Origin of the sequence: Hoeflea sp. BAL378, assembly GCF_000759435.1 — a bacterium.
GTDB lineage: Bacteria > Pseudomonadota > Alphaproteobacteria > Rhizobiales > Rhizobiaceae > Hoeflea.
This window is the reverse complement of sequence record NZ_JRJG01000043.1, coordinates 13,128-32,829: the sequence shown is the minus strand read 5'-3', so window position 1 is coordinate 32,829 and position 19,702 is coordinate 13,128. Positions and strand designations below refer to the sequence as shown.

The window sequence follows — 19,702 nt, the reverse complement described above, 5'->3', positions numbered from 1 at the left end:
GGTGAAGGTCAGGATCGAGCCCGTGAACGACCGAATGTGCATTGTGACCCGGGACCGCGGCCAGCCCGATGGATTAATCCGGTTCGTGGCCGGGCCCGACGGTTCGGTGGTTCCGGATCTGCGCCAGGCTCTTCCCGGGCGCGGCTGCTGGGTGACGGCGGAGCGGACGATGGTGGACCTGGCGGTCAAGCGCAAGCTGTTCGGCAGGGCGCTCAAGACCGAGGTGACCACCGATCCGGAGCTGGGCGGCGTGGTCGACCGGCTCTTGTGCGACAGCCTTTTCGGCATGATGAACATGGCGCGCAAGTCGGGCCAGTTCATCACCGGATCGGGCAAGGTCGAGGACGCCGTGCGGTCGGGCTCGGCCATCGCGCTGATGCATGCGAGCGACGCCGCCGACGATGGCGTCCGCAAGCTCAGGCAGGCCAACACGGCCCGGGCGCTGGGTGTGACCGAGGCGGAGATACCCGTCTTTCGGCTGTTTTCAGCCGAAGAATTGGCGCTCGCCATGGGCGAAGGCGCTTTTATCCATGCCGCCGCGCTTGCAGGGCAGGCCGGTGAGGGTGTAGTGAAGCGCGCAAAGATGCTTGCGCGCTACAGGAACGGTCCCGAAGCGGGACCGGACTGAAGACGGGCTTCCGGGCGCTTCGCCCGGGTGCAAACGATCAAGAAGCCGGCGCGCACGGGCGCGATGCGGTTTCCCGCGGAAACGGATACGGAATGAGCGACAGCAACGACGACAAGACGATCAATGTGACCGGCAAGAAGACCTTCTCGCTGAAGCGCCCCTCGGTGGAACAGGGGATGGTTCGCCAGGAGATGGGTCGCGGCCGGACCAAGGCCGTGGTGGTGGAAACGCGCAAGCGCCGCATCACGCGTCCCGAGGATGAGAATCAGGCGCCGCCAGTCACCCTCAAGCCGCGCCCCGCACCCGTCGCTGAAAAGCCGGCCGAACCGGTGGCCCCGCCGCCGCGCGCCCCTGCGCCCACACCGCCACCGCGTGGCGCTGTGCTCAACCGGCTTTCCGCAAGTGAAGTCGAGGCGCGCCGCCGTGCGCTTCAGGACAGCCGCGTCCGTGATGTCGAAGACAAGAAGCGCGCCGAGGAACAGGCGGCCCGCAAGGCCGAGGAAGACGCCCGCCGCGCCATCGAGGAGGCCGAGGCCGCTCGCCTGAAGGCCGAAGAAGACAAGCTCGCCGCCAAGGAAGCCGCAAGCCAGCCTCCCGTCGAGGCGGAAGCGCCGGTCGAGGCGACGCCGGAGGCAATTGTCGCGGCGCAGGCCGAAGAGGTATCCCGTGGCCGTCGCCGCGAGACCGAGACCGAGGCTCCGGCCCGCACAGGCGGCCCGGCGCGTCCGGGCGCCAAGGTCGTGCGCCCCGAAACGCCCAAGCCCACCCGGCCCAAGGTCGAGGAAGACCGCCGCCGCGGCAAGCTGACCCTGAACGCCGCCCTGAGCGACGACGGCAACGCCCGCGGCCGCTCGCTGTCGGCCATGCGCCGCCGCCAGGAGAAGATGCGCCGCTCGATGATGCAGGAGCCGCGCGAGAAGATCGCCCGCGAGGTGACGCTGCCCGAGACCATCACCATCCAGGAACTGTCCCAGCGTATGGCCGAGCGGTCGGTCGACGTGATCAAGTACCTGATGAAGGAAGGCCAGATGATGAAGCCCGGCGACGTCATCGACGCCGACCTGGCTGAACTCATCGCCGGCGAATTCGGCCACACGGTCCGCCGCGTGTCGGAATCCGACGTCGAGCTCGGCATCTTCAATGTCGAGGACGAAGGCGGCGAGATGGTCTCGCGGCCTCCGGTGGTCACCATCATGGGCCATGTCGACCACGGCAAGACCTCGCTGCTCGACGCCATCCGCGACGCCAATGTCGTCTCCGGCGAGGCCGGCGGCATCACCCAGCACATCGGCGCCTACCAGGTCGAGAAGAACGGTCAGTTGATCACCTTCATCGACACGCCCGGCCACGCCGCCTTCACCGCCATGCGCGCCCGCGGCGCCCAGGCCACCGACATCGCCATCCTGGTGGTGGCGGCGGACGATGCCGTGATGCCGCAGACGATCGAATCGATCAATCACGCCAAGGCGGCCGGCGTGCCGATGATCGTGGCGATCAACAAGATCGACAAGCCGTCGGCCAACGCCCAGAAGGTCCGCACCGACCTGCTCCAGCACGAAGTCTTCGTCGAAAGCATGGGCGGCGAGGTGCTCGACGTCGAGGTCTCCGCCACCAAGCACATCAATCTCGACAAGCTGCTCGACGCCATCCTGCTGCAGGCCGAACTGCTCGACCTGAAGGCCAATCCCACGCGCACCGCCGAAGGCGTGGTGATCGAGGCCAAGCTCGATCGCGGCCGCGGCTCCGTCGCCACCGTGCTGGTGCAGGCCGGCACGCTCAGGCCCGGCGACATCCTCGTCGCCGGCGACCAGTGGGGCCGTGTGCGCGCCCTGGTCAATGACCGTGGCGAGCAGGTCAAGGAAGCTGCCCCCGCCTTCCCGGTCGAGATCCTCGGCCTTCAGGGCACGCCGCAGGCCGGCGACCGTTTCGCCGTCGTCGAGAACGAAAGCCGCGCCCGCGAGATCGCCGAATACCGCCAGCGGCTTGCCCGCGACAAGGCGGCGGCGCGCCAGAGCGGAACCCGCGGTTCGCTCGAGCAGATGATGACGCAGCTCCAGGACACCGGCAGCAAGGAATTCCCGCTGCTGGTCAAGGGCGACGTGCAGGGCTCGATCGAAGCCATCGCAGGCGCCATCGACAAGCTTGGCACCGACGAAGTCAGGGCCCGCATCATCCATTCGGGCGCAGGCGCCATCACCGAATCCGACATCAGCCTCGCCGAGGCCTCGGGTGCGGCGATCATCGGCTTCAACGTCCGCGCCAACAAGCAGGCGCGCGACGCGGCCGAGCGCGACGGCGTCGAGATCCGCTACTACAACATCATCTACGACCTGGTGGATGACGTGAAGGCGGCGATGTCGGGCATGCTCTCTCCGGAGCGCCGCGAGACCTTCCTCGGCAATGCCGAGATCCTCGAGGTGTTCAACATCACCAAGGTCGGCAAGGTCGCCGGTTGCCGCGTCACCGAAGGCAAGGTCGAACGCGGTGCGGGCGTCCGCCTGATCCGCGACAACGTCGTCATTCACGAAGGCAAGCTCAAGACATTGAAGCGCTTCAAGGACGAAGTCTCCGAAGTCAATGGCGGCCAGGAATGCGGCATGGCCTTCGAGAACTACGAAGACATCCGCGCGGGCGACGTCATCGAGTGCTTCCGCGTCGAGCACGTCACGCGCACGCTCTGATCGGACTACCCCTCCGGCGCACCCTGCGCCGGAGGGGTCTCCCTTCTTTGGCGACAGGGCTATAGCGCCCGCAATTTCGGTTGGAAATTCATGACCAAGTCATCCTCATCGGCTCCCTCCCAGCGCATGCTGCGCGTCGGTGAACAGGTGCGCGCCGCCATCACCCAGGCGCTGCAGCGCGGCGACATCCGCGATCCGGTGCTGTCCAACACGCTGATTTCCGTGACCGAGGTGCGCATGTCGCCCGACCTGACGGTCGCCACCGCCTATGTCACGCCCTTGGGCGTGGAGGATCACACGGAAACCATTGCGGCGCTCAACAAGAACGCCCGCTTCATCCGCGGCCGCGTCTCGCCGGATCTCAGGCAGATGCGCGTCATCCCGGAACTGCGCTTCCGCGACGACACCAGCTTCGCCAATTACCAGCATATCGACCGGTTGCTGAAATCGCCCGAAGTGGCCCGCGACCTCGGGCATGACGACGACGCCGATGCCGGCGACGCCGCCTCAGACGGTGAAAAGTAAGATGGCGACACTCGTGACGCCGGAAAAAATCGCCGCCATGTCCACCGACGCCCGGGCGACGCTCTATGCCAATTGCCTGCGGACGGTCGACAATGACGACGCCGTGTTCATCGTCGACCTGATCGTCGAAAGCGGCCTGCCCTACGCCCGCAAGAAGGAAATCTCCCATGGCGACCCGGAAATGCGCGCCATCGAGGTGATCGTCAACGCGCCGGAAAACGAAGCGGCGATGCTCGATGCGGTGGCGCATGGAATGCCGCCGCTCGGCGTCATCGAGCCGCTGATCGTCGCGAAGCTGGGCACTCTGTACCGCGCCGAGAACGGCGGAACGATCGCCGCCGGATACCTGGTCGCCAAGCGCCTCTATGCGCTCGACTACGAGAAACGCGCGCCCATGCCGATGCCGGCGGGCAGCGTCGCCAGGACGGCGGCAACCTTCCACAAGAAGCCGGGATACTGACATGGGCCGTCGCGGCAAGAAAAAGGGCCGGCCCGTCTCCGGCTGGCTGGTGCTCGACAAACCGTGGGATTTCGGCTCCACCGAGGCTGTCTCCAAGATCAAATGGCTGTTCAAGGCGGAAAAGGCCGGCCATGCCGGCACGCTCGACCCGCTGGCCTCGGGCATGCTGCCGATCGCGCTCGGCGACGCCACCAAGACCGTTCCCTATGTGATGGACGGCCGCAAGGTCTATGAATTCACCGTCGCCTGGGGCGAAGAACGCAACACCGACGATCTCGAGGGCGCGGTCACGCAAGCCTCCGACCTCCGCCCCGACAGCGCCGCGATCGAGGCGATCCTGCCGTCCTACACCGGCGTGATCGAACAGGTGCCGCCGGCCTTCTCCGCCGTCAAGATCGGCGGCGAACGCGCCTACGACATGGCGCGCGACGGCGAGGTGGTGGACATTCCGCCGCGCGAGGTCGAGATCCACCGCATCACGCTGCTGGGTTGCCCCGACGCCGACCATGCGGTGTTCGAGGTCGAATGCGGCAAGGGCACCTATGTCCGTGCGCTTGCGCGCGATTTCGGCCGGGAACTCGGCTGCTTCGGCCACATCTCCGGCCTGCGCCGCACCATGGTCGCGCCGTTCTCCGAGGACGCCATGGTTCCGCTCGCCGATCTGATCGCGCTCGAAGAGATCGAGGACGAGGCCGAGCGGCTGTCGGCGCTCGACACCTTCCTGGTGCCGACCGGCGAAGCGCTCGGCATGTTGCCGCGCATTGATCTGAGCGAGGACCAGGCGCAGCGGATCCGCATGGGCAATCCCGTCATCCTCCGGGGCCGCGACGCGCCGGTGGCCACCGACGACGCCTGCGCCTATGTCCGCGGCGCGCTGCTGTCGATCGGCGAGGTCGCCGGCGGCGAATTCCGCCCGCGCCGGGTGTTCAAGGCCTGATCAGCCGGCGTCGCCGGCCGCCACCGGTCCGCACTCGGCCTCGATCCGCTCCGCCACCAGGGCCTGCAGCCGCCACAGGTTGCGGTCGTGGATGCCGAGGCTTTCCAGCATGGTGACGGTCGAGTGCAGGTATTCCGCCATCGAGCCGCGGAAGCCGCAGGCGCCGGCGAGCACCGCCGCCACCTCCGAATCCGGCAATCCGGCGACATAGCGCGGGCTCCTGCGGTCCATGGCAAACGTCAGCGCGGTAAGCCGCTCCTGCCCGGATTTCACGCCGATCCAGCGCCAGGGAAAGGCCGAGGGCAACTGGCTCAGCTCGCGGCGGATCAGCCGGTGCAGCTCCTGCTCCAGTCCCGCCTCGGGCAGCCGGTAGAGCATGCCGGTGCACTGGCCGCCGCGGTCGAGCGCCATCATCAGCCCCGGACGGTCATGGCTGCCGCGATAGCGGTAGTCCGGTCCCAGGCAGAAGCGCCGGTGCCAGCCGATGGCCCGCCCCAGCCGCTTTTCCTCATAGGCCGTTTCCGGATTCCAGATCAGCGAGCCGTAGCCGAACAGCCAGAAATCGCCCGGCGGCCGCGTCGCCAGCATGGACCCGACGGCCTCGGCGTAATCCGCGTCCGTCGCCGCCCGGAACCCCGGCAAGAGCTTGGGTCCCGGATCCTCGACCGCCCGGTGGACGAGATCGACATGACTGCGGGTGAGCCGCATGCGTCTGCTGTGTGCCATGGCCAGCGTTCCCTTCCGCGCGTCGCGCCTGCCGTCGAAGCTCTGGGAACTGGCCTCGTGCCTTGGCCCGCGCTTCGCCGTTCCGAAGGTCGGCCGGCCGCGCCCGCGCTGTCAAGCGCCGCGTCGCCCGGGTCCGCGAAAGCGGCTTGATCCCGCCCGCGCGCTGATGCACTGTTCGGCGAAGGGGAGGAAACAGTCATGAAAAACATCGGTTTCGCGGCCGTCCTGCTGGCCCTCGCATCCGCGTCGACGGCCGCTCTCGTCGCGCCCGCCCGGGCGCAGACCCCGGGCTATGACAGCCAGGGATGCGGCTGGTACATCATTCTCGGCTGCTCGAAGAACCAGGCCGCCGCCCGCCGCACGCTGCAGCAGCTCGGCGGTCCGGGCGTCGGCGGCGGCGCCGGCGCGCAGGTGCTCGATACGTCGAATATGGGCGGTTTCCGGCCCGGCTTTTTCTGCGTCGCCGACGGTCCCTACATCTCCTCCGACGACGCGGGTTCGGTTGCCTGGGTCGAGGCCGTGCCCGACGCCTATGTCAAGCGCGGCTGCTGAAAGGCTGAGCCCGGCGCTGCGCAATGGCCGCGCGCCCCGCCCGCCAGGGGCGCCCCAGGCGCCGTTCTCCAAAAATTCCTTTCATTTCGGGCGGAATTGGCCTATAGCCCAGCCGTCATCGCCGGTCTTGCCGGCTTGACATTCGAGGCCCCTGCTGGACGACATCCCGGCGGCGGGCGCCATATCCATCCAGATCGAAAGGATTTCACGATGTCGATCACTGCCGAGCGCAAGGCTGCGCTGCTGAAGGAATACGCCACCACGGAAAACGACACCGGCTCGCCGGAAGTCCAGGTCGCCATTCTGACCGAGCGGATCAACAATCTGACCGGCCACTTCAAGGACCACAAGAAGGACAACCATTCACGCCGCGGGCTGTTGAAGATGGTGTCCACGCGCCGTTCGCTGCTTGACTATGTCAAGCGCAAGGACGAGGCGCGCTACGCCGCACTGATCGCCCGTCTGGGCATCCGCCGCTAATCTGCTGCCGGCGGGCGGAGCCTGGTGCTTCGCCCGCCGCACCTTTGCCAAGGTCCCCGCACCACCCGAACCGGGGACATGGCGTTCAGGCGCACGCCGCGGGCCGCAAAACGGCCTGATATTCGCGCCAAAACCGTCCGATGGACCGGGTCATCCGGTTCCGGATATTTGAATGGCCCGTCATGGGGCAGGATTGCCGGATGCTTTTGCTGCCCCGACCGGGCGGCCCCGACCGAAGCCTCCCGCTGTCTTGCCCGAGATGCGCTCTAAACAACGAGGACATCCCGCGCGCGGCCGAAACCGGCCGGGCCCGATGTCCGCATACGAAGGACAAGACATGTTCGATACCCACAAGGTCGAGATTGAATGGGGCGGCCGTCCGCTCATCCTGGAAACCGGCAAGGTCGCCCGCCAGGCAGACGGCGCCGTCGTCGCCACCTATGGCGAGACCGTGGTGCTGGCCACCGTCGTCTCCGCCAAGTCGCCCAAGCCCGGCCAGGATTTCTTTCCGCTGACCGTCAACTACCAGGAAAAGACCTACGCGGCCGGCAAGATCCCCGGCGGCTATTTCAAGCGCGAAGGCCGTCCGAGCGAGAACGAGACGCTGGTCTCGCGCCTCATCGACCGCCCGCTGCGCCCGCTGTTCCCGGACGGCTACAAGAACGACACCCAGGTGATCGTCACCGTCCTGCAGCATGATCTCGAAAACAACCCCGACATCCTGTCGCTGGTCGCCGCCTCCGCTGCGCTGACGCTGTCGGGCATTCCCTTCATGGGCCCGATCGCCGGCGCCCGTGTCGGTTACATCAACGGACAGTACGTGCTCAACCCGCATGTCGACGAAATGCCCGAATCCTCGCTCGACCTCGTCGTCGCCGGCACCTCGGACGCCGTGCTGATGGTGGAATCGGAAGCCAAGGAACTGGCCGAAGACGTCATGCTCGGCGCCGTCATGTTCGGCCACAAGGGCTTCCAGCCGGTGATCGACGCGATCATCCAGTTGGCCGAAGCCGCCGCCAAGGAGCCGCGCGACTTCACCGCTCCCGACCATGCCGAGCTTGAAGCCGAAATGCTGGCGATGTGCGAAGCGGGCCTCCGCGACGCCTACACCAACACCGACAAGGCTGCCCGCTACACCGCCATCGACGCGGTCAAGGCCAAGGTCAAGGAACACTTCGCTCCGGCTGACGGCGAAGAAGCCCGCTTCTCGTCGGAAGTGATCGGCGCCGTGTTCAAGTCGCTGCAGGCCAAGGTCGTCCGCAACGCCATTCTCGACACCAAGAGCCGCATCGACGGCCGCGATCTCTCGACGGTCCGTCCGATCGTCTCGGAAGTCGGCCTGCTGCCGCGCACCCACGGCTCGGCGCTGTTCACCCGCGGCGAGACCCAGGCCATCGTCGTCGCCACGCTTGGCACCGGCGAGGACGAGCAGTATGTCGACAGCCTGACGGGGACCTACAAGGCCACCTTCATGCTGCATTACAACTTCCCGCCCTATTCGGTGGGTGAAACCGGCCGCACCGGCTCGCCCGGCCGCCGCGAAATCGGCCACGGCAAGCTCGCCTGGCGCGCCATCCACCCGATGATGCCCGCCGCCGACCAGTTCCCCTACACCGTGCGCGTGGTCTCGGAAATCACCGAATCCAACGGCTCCTCGTCGATGGCCACCGTCTGCGGCACCTCGCTGGCGCTGATGGATGCGGGCGTGCCGCTCGCCAAGCCGGTCGCCGGCATCGCCATGGGCCTGATCAAGGAAGGCGAGAAGTTCGCCGTCCTGTCCGACATCCTCGGCGACGAGGATCACCTGGGCGACATGGACTTCAAGGTCGCCGGCACCGCCGACGGCATTACCGCGCTGCAGATGGACATCAAGATCGACGGAATCACCGAGGAAATCATGCAGATCGCGCTCGGCCAGGCCAAGGACGGCCGCCTGCACATCCTGCACGAGATGGGCAACGCGCTCACCGAAAGTCGCGGCCAGCTGGGCGAGTTCGCCCCGCGCATCGAGGTCATGACCATCCCGGTCGACAAGATCCGCGACGTCATCGGCACCGGCGGCAAGATCATCCGCGAGATCGTCGAGAAGACCGGCGCCAAGATCAACATCGACGATGACGGCACCATCAAGATCGCCTCGTCCTCGGGCAAGGAGATCGAGGCCGCCAAGAAGTGGATCCACTCGATCGTCGCCGAGCCGGAAGTGGGCATGATCTACGAAGGCACCGTCGTCAAGGTCGCCGATTTCGGCGCCTTCGTGAACTTCTTCGGCCCCAAGGACGGCCTGGTCCACATCTCCCAGCTCGCCTCCGAGCGCGTCTCCAAGACCTCGGACGTGGTCAAGGAAGGCCAGAAGGTCTGGGTCAAGCTCCTGGGCTTCGATGAACGCGGCAAGGTCCGCCTGTCGATGAAGGTCGTCGACCAGGAAACCGGCCAGGAAGTCTCCGGCGGCGAATAAGCCCCAGGCTTCAGCCTTCGGTGGAGACACCGTCGCACCCGATGCCAGAACAAGGCCCCCGGATCGCAGGATCCGGGGGCTTTTCGCTGTGCCGCGCCGCCTGCCCGACGCGCGCCCAAATTCAATTTTTCGGCTCGGGTCGCCTGGCGATCCGCCTCCCGGCGTGGAACGAAATCGCGATATCCGCATTGTCTCATCAACCCCGGTTATCACGCCGGCGCCAAGGGATAAGGGTGTCCGATGACCAGCCGATGCAGTGGCGTTTCGCCGACTGCCTGATGACATGACTGCGCCGCAGGGCGCTGCTGAACAAGGATGACCGATGCCCGACAGTCTCGGAGAAAAAGCCAAAACCGGCGTTAAAGGTCTTGATGACATTCTGTCCGGCGGCCTGTCGCGCCGCCATGTCTTCCTGCTGGAAGGCACCCCCGGCACCGGCAAGACCACGATCGCGCTCCAGTTCCTTCTCGAGGGCGCGGCACGGAGCGAGCGGTGCCTCTATATCACCCTGTCGGAAACCGAGGAGGAGCTGCGCGACGGCGCCAGCTCCCACGGCATGGAGATCGGCGAGCAGATCGAGATCTACGAACTGGTGCCGCCCGAAAGCCTGCTCGATTCCGACCAGCAGCAGAGCCTGCTCTATTCCTCCGATCTCGAACTGGGCGAAACCACCAAGATGATCTTCGAGGTCTTGGAGCGGGTGCAGCCGACGCGCGTCGTGCTCGACAGCCTCTCGGAAATCCGGCTTCTGGCCCAGAGTTCGCTGCGCTACCGAAGGCAGATTCTCGCGCTCAAGCATTTCTTCGCCAAGTCCGGCGCCACCGTGCTGCTGCTCGACGACATGACCACCGACGTGCTCGACAAGACCGTCCACAGCGTGGTCCATGGCGTGATCCATCTCGAGGAACTCGCCCCCAATTACGGCTCCGAACGGCGACGGCTGCGGGTGGTCAAATATCGCGGCCAGTCCTTTCGCGGCGGTTATCATGATTTCGTCATCCGCACCGGCGGCGTCCAGGTCTTCCCGCGGCTGCGCGCGCTCGAGCACCGCACCGCCTTTCCGCGCACCCTGCTCGGCAGCGGCGTGCCCGAGCTCGATGGCCTGCTCGGCGGCGGCGTCAGCCGCGGCTCCAGCACCCTGCTGATCGGGCCCGCCGGCACCGGCAAGAGCCTGTTCGCGCTGCAGTTCGTCATCGCCGCCGTGGAACGGGGCGAACACGCGGCGATCTTCGTCTTCGACGAGGAACTCGGCCTGCTGTTCGACCGCACCCGGGCGATGGGCATCGAGCTCGAAAAGCTCCGCGACGACGGCGTCATCCACATCGAGCAGCTCGACGCGGCCGAGCTGTCGCCGGGCGAGTTCGCCCAGCGCGTCCGCCATATCGTCTCCGACTTCAAGGCCAAGACCGTGGTCATCGATTCCATCAACGGCTACCAGGCGTCGATGCCCGAGGAGAACGCGCTGGTGCTGCACATGCACGAGCTGCTGCAATACCTCAACCGTCAGGGCGCCAACACCTTTCTCACCGTCGCCCAGCACGGCCTGGTCGGCGACATGAAATCGCCGGTCGACGTCACCTACCTCGCCGACACCGTGATCCTGCTGCGCTATTTCGAGGCCGCGGGCAGGGTGCGGCGCGCCGTCTCCGTTATCAAGAAGCGCACCGGCCGGCACGAGGAAAGCATCCGCGAGTTCAAGATCGGGTCGAACGGCCTGACGGTAGGCAAGCCGTTGACCGGCTTCCAGGGCGTGCTCAAGGGCGTTCCGACCATGGTCGGCAGCGACGCGGAGCTGCTCGAAATCGCCGCCGACGGGAGGGATGGCCATTCCTGATCGTCGAGCGCCCGCGCTGATTTTCGCGCCTGTCGGCCGGGATGCCCAGATTGCCGCCTCGCTTCTCGAGGAAGCCGGCGTCCCGTCGCACACCGTCCCCGATCTCGCCGCGCTGCTGCGCATGCTGGGCGAGGACGTGTCCCTGGCGGTTGTCACCGAGGAGGCCCTGCGCTTTGCCGATCTGCGCGAGCTGTCGGCCTGGGTGACCGCGCAGCCGAGCTGGTCCGACCTGCCCTTCATCCTGCTGACCCAGCGCGGGGGCGGCCCGGAACGCAATCCCGCCGCCGCGCGCCTGTCGGGCATCCTCGGCAATGTGAGCTTTCTCGAACGTCCCTTCCACGCCACCACCTTCATCTCGATGGCCCGCAGCGCCCTGCGCGGCCGCCGTCGCCAGTACCAGGCGCGCCTGCAGATCGAGGCGCTCGATGAAAGCGAACGCCGGTTGCAGACGGCGCTGCAGGCGGGCCATCTCGGCGCCTGGGAGCTGGACATGGGCAGCCTGGAGCTGACCGCGTCGGAAACATTCCGGCGGATCTTCGGCCGCGGCCCGGATGCGGGCTTCGGCTATCACGACATGATCGATGCGATCGCTCCCGACGACAGTCCGGGCGTGCGCAGGGCGCTCGAGGCGACCATCGAGACCGGCGCCGATCTGGCGATCGAGGTCCGCCTGCCGTCCCCCGGCGGCGCGGTCCGCTGGGTCGAGATGCGTGCCCAGATCTACCGCGAGCTCAACGGCCTCCGCATACGCATCATCGGCGTCTGCGCCGACGTCACCGAGCGCCGCCGCAACGAGGAGTCCCAGCGCCAGATCAACGAGATGCTGGAGGAACGGGTTGCCGCCCGCACCGCCGAGCTGGAGACGGCCCATGCCGACACCATGGCCGAGATCGCCCAGCGCCAGCGCGCCGAGGAGCAGTTGCGCCAGGCCCAGAAGATGGAGGCCATCGGCCAGCTCACCGGCGGCGTGGCCCATGATTTCAACAATCTGCTGATGGCGGTGCTCGGCAATCTCGAACTCCTGCACAAGCATGCCGGCGACGATCCCAAGGCGATCCGTCTGATTGACGGGGCCATCCAGGGCGCGCGCCGCGGCGCATCGCTCACCCAGCGGCTCCTGGCCTTCGCCCGCCGCCAGGACCTGCATGTGACCCCCATCGACATCAAGAAGCTGGTGGGCGGCATGGAGGAGCTGCTGCAGCGGTCGGTCGGCACCGCGATCAACATGGAGATCGATCTGCCCGACGGGCTGCCCCCGGCCATGGCCGACGCCAACCAGCTCGAACTGGCCCTGCTCAACCTTGCCGTCAACGCCCGGGACGCCATGGCCGAAGGCGGCACGCTCCGCATCGGCCTGCGCCGGGACGAAGGCTGCGATCATCCGGAAGATCTGGACGAGGGCAGCTATGTGGTGCTCTCCGTCACCGACAACGGCAAGGGCATGGACGAGGACACGCTGAAAAAGGCCATCGATCCGTTCTTCTCCACCAAGGAGCTCGGCAAGGGGACGGGTCTCGGCCTGTCGATGATCCACGGCCTGGCGATCCAGATGAAGGGCATGCTGAAGCTCGAGAGCCGCGTCGGGCAAGGCACCACCGCGGAGCTCTGGATCCCCTCCGCCGGCCAGGACCTCCAAAGCGAAGTCCCAGCAGCGGAGGCCGCGGTGCCGGCGCCGGACGCCAAGGCAGCTCGCGCCGAGCCCCTGGTGCGCCGCATCCTGATGGTCGACGACGACGTCCTCATCGCCATGAGTTCGGTCGACATGCTGGAGGATCTGGGCCACCAGGTGGTCGAGGCCAATTCCGGCGAGCAGGCCCTCGATATCCTCGCCAGCGGTCAGCCGTTCGACCTGATCATCACCGATTACTCGATGCCGCGGATGACCGGCGCCGAGCTCGCCCGCGAGGCGCGGCGGATGCGTCCGGAAATCCCGATCCTGATCGCGACCGGCTATGCCGAACTGCCCGCCGGCACGGAACTCAACCTGCCGCGGTTGAGCAAGCCCTATTCGCAGGACCAGTTGTCGGCCGAAATCGACCGGGCGCTGGCTTCCAGCCCGGAGGCCGCGGCCGCGGCATCGCCGCGCCAATAGCAGGCCGGCGCCGGATCAGGCCGGCGCTTCGGATTCCCGGAACCATCTCCCGTGCCCGTGCATTGGCCCTGCACCATCAACAGGGAGCACATCCATGGCCCATAGGCTTGCCATCTCGAAAATCGAGGACATCACCCACGATGTCCGCCAGTTCACCTTCGAAAAACCCGCGGGCTTCGCCTTCACGCCGGGGCAGGCGGCGGAGGTGGGGGTCGATCGGGACGGCTGGCGCGATGCGGGCCATCCGTTCACCTTCACGTCCCTGCCCGAGTGGGACGAACTGCAGTTCACCATCAAGATCTATCCCGAGCACGACGGGCTCACTGAGCAGATCGGCACGCTCGGGGTGGGCGACAGCTTCATCGTCGGCGATCCCTGGGGCACCATCGAGTACAAGGGGCGCGGCACCTTCATCGCCGCCGGCGCGGGCGTCACCCCCTTCATTGCCATCCTGCGCATGCTCAGGGACCGGGGCGAGCTCTCCGGCCACCGGCTGATCTTCGCCAACAAGACCGAGGCCGACATCATCCTGCGCGACGAGTTCGACGCCATGCCCGGACTTGAGGTCGTCTATGTGCTCAGCCAGCAAGACCGCGGCGGCTTCGAGCACGGCCGCATCGACAAGGCCATGCTCGAACGCCTCATCGGCAATACCAATCAGCATTTCTACGTCTGCGGCCCCGACGGCATGGTCGAGAGCATCAACGATGCGCTCAAGCAGATGGGCGCCGATCCTGACGGACTGGTGTTCGAGGAGTAGTGGCCGCGGTAGCGGAGAAACCAGTCCAGTGGACTGGTTTCAGCGACGAAGGACCGGAGCGGTCCGCCTTGGCAGAGGGCGCGGCGCGGGCTGGTTCCCCAACGAAAAACCCCGGATCAGGCGATCCGGGGTTTTCTTTTCCGCATGGACAGGGATGGGAGATGCCTACCCCTCGTCGGCCTTGTTGAGTTCCGAGACGATCGGCATCGAGGTGATGTTGAAGCCCGAATCCACGTAGTGGATCTCGCCGGTCACGCCCGAGGAGAGGTCCGAGAGCAGGTAGAGCGCGGACTTGCCGACGTCGTCGATGTCGACGGTGCGGCGGAGCGGCGCGTTCTTCTTCTGGTAGGAGAACATGGCGCGTGCGTCGCCGATGCCGGCGCCGGCGAGCGTCCGCACCGGGCCCGCCGAGATGGCGTTGACGCGGATGCCGTCCGGACCGTAGTCGGCGGCGAGATAGCGCACCATGGCTTCGAGCGCCGCCTTGGCCACGCCCATGACGTTGTAATTGGGCATCACCCGCACCGAGCCGCCATAGGTCAATGTCAGGATCGAGCCGCCGGCCGCCATCAGCGGCGCCGCGCGCTGCGCCACTTCCGTGAAGGAAAAGGCCGAGATCACCATTGTGCGGGAGAAATTGGCCCGCGTGGTCACGTCCGCGTAGCGGCCCTTGAGCTCGTTGCGGTCGGAGAAGCCGATGGCGTGGACCACGAAGTCGATCGAACCCCATTCCGATTTGAGCGTCTCGAACACCGCGTCGACGGTCGCCACGTCCTCGACGTCGCAGGGCAGCACCAGCGTCGAGCCGAGCTTCTGGGCCAGCGGCCGCACCCGCTTGCCGAAGCCCTCGCCCTGGTAGGTGAAGGCGAGCTCGGCGCCCGCTTCCGCGAGCTTGGTGGCGATCCCCCAGGCGATCGAGTGGTCGTTGGCGACTCCCATGATCAGCCCGCGCTTGCCCTTCATCAGTCCGTCCATGCCGCTTCCCCCGCCTGTGCCCGTTGCCACGCCGCTCACCGGTCGTGCCGCTGGAAGACCAGCGTCGCGTTGGTTCCGCCGAAGCCGAAGGAGTTGGACAGCACCGTGTCGATCTTGGCGTTGTCGATGCGCGCGCGCACGATCGGCACGCCCGCGAATTCCGGGTCGAGCTCGGTGATGTGCGCGCTTTCGCCGATGAAGCCTTCCTTCATCATCAGCAGCGAATAGATCGCCTCCTGCACGCCGGTGGCGCCCAGCGAGTGCCCGGTCAGCGACTTGGTCGACTGCACATGCGGCATGTCTGTGCCGAACACCTCGCGGATCGCGCCGATTTCCTTGGAATCGCCCACCGGTGTCGAGGTGCCGTGGGTGTTGATGTAGTCGACCCGGCCTTCGACGTTGGCCAGCGCCTGGCGCATGCAGCGGATCGCGCCTTCGCCCGACGGCGCCACCATGTCGTAGCCGTCCGAGGTGGCGCCATAGCCGGTGAGCTCGCCATAGATCTTGGCGCCGCGGGCCTTCGCGTGCTCGAGCTCTTCCATCACCAGCACGCCCGCGCCGCCGGCGATGACGAAGCCGTCGCGGCTCACGTCATAGGCGCGGGATGCGGTCGCCGCCTGGTCGTTGTATTTCGAGCTCATCGCCCCCATCGCGTCGAACAGGTTGGACATCGACCAGTCGAGGTCCTCGTGGCCGCCGGCGAACACCATGTCCTGCTTGCCCCACTGGATCAGTTCCGCCGCATTGCCGATGCAGTGCGCCGAGGTCGAGCAGGCCGACGAGATCGAATAGTTGACGCCGTGGATCTTGAACCAGGTCGCAAGCGTCGCCGACGCCGTCGACGACATGGCCTTCGGCACCGCGAAGGGGCCGATGCGCTTGGGGCTGCCGTTCTTGCGGGTGATGTCGGCGGCCTCGATCAGCGTGCGCGTCGAGGGACCGCCCGAGCCCATGACGATGCCGGTGCGCTCGTCGCTGATTTCGGCCTCGGTCAGGCCGGCGTCGGCGATCGCCTGCTGCATGGCGACATGGTTCCAGGCGCCGCCGCGCGACAGGAAGCGCATGGCGCGGCGGTCGACCAGTTCGGTCGGGTCCAGCGTCGGCGCGCCCCAGACCTGGCTGCGGAAGCCGTGATCGGCGAAGTCCTGGCTGAAGCTGATGCCGGATTTGGCCTGGCGCAGCGATTCGGTCACTTCGTTCGTGGTGTTGCCGATCGAGGATACGATCCCCATTCCCGTCACAACGACTCGTCTCATGCTATTGCCCTTTCTCGTGGAGGGTCCTGATCTGTCATGGCGCGAGCAACCCGCGCCCTGTCCCGAAAGGGTGTGTCAGGCGGTTTTGTCCTTGGCAAGGCCGACCTTCAGGTCTGTGGCGTTGTAGATCGTCTCGCCATCGGCCTTGAGCCAGCCATTGGCGATGCCGAGCACCAGCCTTCCGCGCATCACGCGCTTGAAATCGATGCCGTATTCGAGGAGCTTCACGTCCGGCGTCACCATGCCCTTGAACTTCACCTCGCCGGTCGACAGCGCCATGCCGCGGCCCTGTTCGCCGAGCCAGCCGAGATAGAAGCCGGTGAGCTGCCACATGCCGTCGAGGCCGAGGCATCCGGGCATCACCGGATTGCCCTTGAAATGGCAGGGAAAGAACCAGAGATCCGGGGTGATGTCGAATTCGGCGCGCAGGTAGCCCTTGTCGAACTCTCCGCCGGTTTCGGAAATGTCGGTGATCCGGTGCACCATCAGCATCGGCGGCAGCGGCAATTGCGCGTTGCCGGGGCCGAACAGCTCGCCTTCCGCGCATGTGAGAAGTTCGTCGTAGCTGTAGCTCGATTGCCTGTCGACCATGTAGAATGCGTCTCCCGTTTCGCCGTCTTTCCGCGCGGCGTCCATTGCTTTCGCCGTGCACGCTAGCACAGCCCCGCGCATGAGCGAAACCGGCCGGCGCGGCATCCTCGAATACCGGATGAGGCCTGCGAGCGAAAGAGGCGACGTTACGGAAAGTAGGTTCGGGGGGTCTATTGAAAGCTATCCCCACAAAAGTTATATGGAATGAACACAATTTGCAGTTTGGACCCTTCTGATCATGCCCCGTGCGCACACATCAAGATCCGCGGACCGCGATTCGGCCCTGCGCCTCAGGGGCGCCGGCCTTCGCCCGACGCGCCAGCGTGTGGCGCTCGCCGACCTGCTGTTTGCCAAGGGCGACCGGCACCTGACCGCCGAGGAACTGCATGAAGAGGCCGTCGGCGTCGGCGTCCCCTGTTCGCTGGCGACCGTCTACAACACGCTGCACCAGTTCACCGAGGCCGGCCTGCTCCGGGTGCTGTCGCTCGAAACCGCGAAGACCTATTTCGACACCAATGTCTCCGACCACCATCATTTCGTGGTCGAGGGCGCCAACGAGGTGCTCGACATCCCGGTGGGCAACATTTCCGTGGCCAATCTTCCCGAACCCCCCGAAGGCATGGAAATCACCCATGTCGACGTGGTCATCCGCGTCCGCCGCAAGCGCTGAGCCGTCCCGGCTTTTTCTGAATCCATCCGACATGATGGCGCCGGCCCGCGCCCGAGAGGCGCAGTTTTGGTGACGCCGGAACGCGCTGCGGCCGCCGCTTCTGCCTGTTCTGCCCTGATCGCTCTGGAAATGGCATGGATTTCCGATTACTAGCGGTGCAGTGCCGTCCGGCGCCCGCGCCGCGGGGGACGGTCTTTGTTTCGGGAGCCGAGAGGAAATCACATGCCGCCCTATCGTTCGAGAACATCCACCCATGGCCGCAACATGGCGGGCGCCCGCGGCCTCTGGCGGGCCACCGGCATGCGGGACGGCGATTTCGGCAAGCCGATCATCGCGGTGGTCAACTCCTTCACCCAGTTCGTCCCCGGCCATGTCCACCTCAAGGACCTGGGCCAGCTCGTGGCGGGCGAGATCGAGAAGGCCGGCGGCGTCGCCAAGGAATTCAACACCATCGCGGTGGATGACGGCATCGCCATGGGCCATGACGGCATGCTCTATTCGCTGCCCTCGCGCGAACTCATCGCCGATTCCGTCGAATACATGGTCAACGCCCACTGCGCCGACGCCATGGTCTGCATCTCCAACTGCGACAAGATCACGCCCGGCATGCTGATGGCGGCCATGCGGCTCAACATTCCGGTCATCTTCGTCTCCGGCGGCCCGATGGAAGCCGGCAAGGTGATCCTCGAGAACGGCACCGAGAAGGCGCTGGACCTGGTCGACGCCATGGTCGCCGCCGCCGATGACAGCGTCAGCGACGCAGACGTCGCCTCGATCGAGCGCTCGGCCTGCCCCACCTGCGGCTCCTGCTCGGGCATGTTCACCGCCAATTCGATGAACTGCCTGGCCGAAGCCATGGGCCTGGCGCTGCCCGGCAACGGCTCGACGCTCGCCACCCACGCCGACCGCGAGCGGCTGTTCCGCGAAGCCGGGCGCACCATCGTCGGGCTCGCCAAGCGCCATTACGAGGGCGACGACATGAGCGTGCTGCCGCGCTCGATCGCCTCCTTCGAAGCCTTCGAGAACGCCATGACGCTCGACATCGCCATGGGCGGCTCGACCAATACGGTGCTGCATCTGCTGGCCATCGCCCATGAGGGCGAGGTCGATTTCACCATGGCCGACATCGACCGGCTGTCGCGCAAGGTTCCGGTGCTGTGCAAGGTCGCGCCGGCCAAGAGCGACGTGCACATGGAGGACGTCCATCGTGCCGGCGGCATCATGGCGATCCTGGGCGAACTCGACCGTGCGGGCCTGCTCGAGACCTCTGTGGGCACGATCCACGAGAAGACCATGAAGCACGCGCTGGCGAAATGGGACGTGGTCCAGTCCAACGACCCGGCGGTGCATGATTTCTACCGCGCCGCGCCCGGCGGCGTGCCCACCCAGACCGCCTTCTCGCAGTCGCGCCGCTATGACAGCGTCGATCTCGACCGCACCGACGGCGTGATCCGCAATGTCGAGAACGCCTTCTCCAGGGATGGCGGCCTTGCCGTGCTGTTCGGCAACCTGGCCGAGGACGGCTGCATCGTCAAAACCGCCGGCGTCGACGAGTCGATCCTGAAATTCTCCGGTCCCGCGAAGATCTTCGAGAGCCAGGACGACGCCGTCTCCGACATCCTCACCGGCAAGGTCAAGCCCGGCCAGGTGGTGCTGATCCGCTACGAGGGCCCGCGCGGCGGCCCCGGCATGCAGGAAATGCTCTATCCGACCAGCTATTTGAAATCCAAGGGCCTGGGCAAGGCCTGCGCGCTGGTCACCGACGGCCGCTTCTCGGGCGGGTCCTCGGGCCTGTCGATCGGCCATGTCTCGCCCGAAGCGGCCGAAGGCGGCACCATCGGCCTGGTCGAGGACGGCGACATGATCGAGATCGATATCCCAAATCGCAGCATTCACCTCGCCGTCGACGAGGCGGTTCTGGCCGAACGCCGGGCAAGGCGCGAAGCCGAGGGCTGGCAGCCATCCAAGCCGCGCAAACGCGCCGTCTCCACCGCGCTCAAGGCCTATGCCGCCATGACCAGCAGCGCCTCGAAGGGTGCCGTGCGCATTCTCTGAGGGGGCGGGCAGCCGAAAGAAT

At 66.5% G+C, this 19,702-nt stretch carries 17 protein-coding genes; 13 read left to right on the top strand and 4 right to left on the bottom strand.

Features of this window, described 5'->3' with window-relative positions; all coding sequences use genetic code 11:
- Positions 1 to 22: 22 nt before the first annotated feature.
- From LL06_RS11560 to truB, 5 genes are all read left to right on the top strand, one after another.
- The gene (locus LL06_RS11560; RefSeq protein WP_280114110.1) at positions 23 to 628 is read left to right on the top strand and encodes an RNA-binding protein; all 606 of its coding nucleotides are present in this window, start codon (positions 23 to 25) and stop codon (positions 626 to 628) included.
- 92 nt (positions 629 to 720) lie between these two features.
- Positions 721 to 3,309, top strand: a complete 2,589-nt coding sequence (gene infB, locus LL06_RS11555) for a translation initiation factor IF-2 (protein WP_035526520.1) — start codon at positions 721 to 723, stop codon at positions 3,307 to 3,309.
- A 90-nt stretch (positions 3,310 to 3,399) separates the two neighbouring features.
- Positions 3,400 to 3,834, top strand: coding sequence for a 30S ribosome-binding factor RbfA (gene rbfA, locus LL06_RS11550; RefSeq protein WP_035526517.1), 435 nt, complete (start codon positions 3,400 to 3,402; stop codon positions 3,832 to 3,834).
- A 1-nt stretch (position 3,835) separates the two neighbouring features.
- Positions 3,836 to 4,294: a hypothetical protein gene (locus LL06_RS11545; RefSeq protein ID WP_035526513.1), complete on the top strand. Its 459-nt coding sequence runs from the start codon at positions 3,836 to 3,838 to the stop codon at positions 4,292 to 4,294.
- 1 nt (position 4,295) lies between these two features.
- Positions 4,296 to 5,231 (top strand): tRNA pseudouridine(55) synthase TruB, encoded by a 936-nt coding sequence (gene truB / locus LL06_RS11540; RefSeq protein ID WP_035526511.1) that lies wholly within the window; start codon positions 4,296 to 4,298, stop codon positions 5,229 to 5,231.
- Here truB and LL06_RS11535 read toward each other — a convergent pair whose 3' ends face one another.
- A complete protein-coding gene (locus LL06_RS11535) occupies positions 5,232 to 5,957 on the bottom strand; it encodes a gamma-glutamylcyclotransferase (RefSeq protein ID WP_035526509.1) in 726 nt (241 codons plus the stop codon).
- A gap of 198 nt (positions 5,958 to 6,155) precedes the next feature.
- On the opposite strand from LL06_RS11535, the gene LL06_RS11530 reads away from it, so the two are divergent.
- From LL06_RS11530 to LL06_RS11505, 6 genes are all read left to right on the top strand, one after another.
- Positions 6,156 to 6,509: a hypothetical protein gene (locus LL06_RS11530; RefSeq protein WP_035526506.1), complete on the top strand. Its 354-nt coding sequence runs from the start codon at positions 6,156 to 6,158 to the stop codon at positions 6,507 to 6,509.
- 210 nt (positions 6,510 to 6,719) lie between these two features.
- Positions 6,720 to 6,989 carry a 30S ribosomal protein S15 gene (rpsO, locus tag LL06_RS11525; protein WP_035526503.1) on the top strand — a complete coding sequence of 90 codons (270 nt, stop codon included), beginning with the start codon at positions 6,720 to 6,722 and terminating at the stop codon, positions 6,987 to 6,989.
- A 337-nt stretch (positions 6,990 to 7,326) separates the two neighbouring features.
- A complete protein-coding gene (gene pnp / locus LL06_RS11520; RefSeq protein WP_035526501.1) occupies positions 7,327 to 9,447 on the top strand; it encodes a polyribonucleotide nucleotidyltransferase in 2,121 nt (706 codons plus the stop codon).
- Positions 9,448 to 9,769: 322 nt separating this feature from the next.
- Positions 9,770 to 11,281, top strand: a complete 1,512-nt coding sequence (locus tag LL06_RS11515) for an ATPase domain-containing protein (RefSeq protein WP_035526498.1) — start codon at positions 9,770 to 9,772, stop codon at positions 11,279 to 11,281.
- Entirely contained in the window at positions 11,268 to 13,373 is a 2,106-nt protein-coding gene (locus LL06_RS11510; protein WP_052161449.1) for a hybrid sensor histidine kinase/response regulator, read from the top strand. Before LL06_RS11515 ends, LL06_RS11510 begins: the two co-directional genes overlap by 14 nt.
- A gap of 94 nt (positions 13,374 to 13,467) precedes the next feature.
- Complete coding sequence (locus LL06_RS11505; protein WP_035526495.1) at positions 13,468 to 14,133, top strand: flavodoxin reductase; 666 nt, start codon at positions 13,468 to 13,470, stop codon at positions 14,131 to 14,133.
- Positions 14,134 to 14,298: 165 nt separating this feature from the next.
- On the opposite strand, the gene fabI is transcribed toward LL06_RS11505, so the two are convergent.
- The 3 genes from fabI to fabA form a co-directional block, all read right to left on the bottom strand.
- Positions 14,299 to 15,108 (bottom strand): enoyl-ACP reductase FabI, encoded by an 810-nt coding sequence (fabI, locus tag LL06_RS11500; RefSeq protein WP_035526492.1) that lies wholly within the window; start codon positions 15,106 to 15,108, stop codon positions 14,299 to 14,301.
- Between the two features lie 35 nt (positions 15,109 to 15,143).
- Positions 15,144 to 16,364, bottom strand: a complete 1,221-nt coding sequence (fabB, locus tag LL06_RS11495) for a beta-ketoacyl-ACP synthase I (RefSeq protein ID WP_035526489.1) — start codon at positions 16,362 to 16,364, stop codon at positions 15,144 to 15,146.
- Between the two features lie 75 nt (positions 16,365 to 16,439).
- Positions 16,440 to 16,955: a 3-hydroxyacyl-[acyl-carrier-protein] dehydratase FabA gene (gene fabA / locus LL06_RS11490; RefSeq protein WP_035526562.1), complete on the bottom strand. Its 516-nt coding sequence runs from the start codon at positions 16,953 to 16,955 to the stop codon at positions 16,440 to 16,442.
- 238 nt (positions 16,956 to 17,193) lie between these two features.
- Between fabA and irrA the strand changes: the two genes are divergently transcribed.
- Positions 17,194 to 17,625 (top strand): iron response transcriptional regulator IrrA, encoded by a 432-nt coding sequence (irrA, locus tag LL06_RS11485; protein ID WP_052161448.1) that lies wholly within the window; start codon positions 17,194 to 17,196, stop codon positions 17,623 to 17,625.
- Between the two features lie 222 nt (positions 17,626 to 17,847).
- Complete coding sequence (ilvD, locus tag LL06_RS11480; RefSeq protein ID WP_035526486.1) at positions 17,848 to 19,680, top strand: dihydroxy-acid dehydratase; 1,833 nt, start codon at positions 17,848 to 17,850, stop codon at positions 19,678 to 19,680.
- Positions 19,681 to 19,702 lie beyond the last annotated feature (22 nt).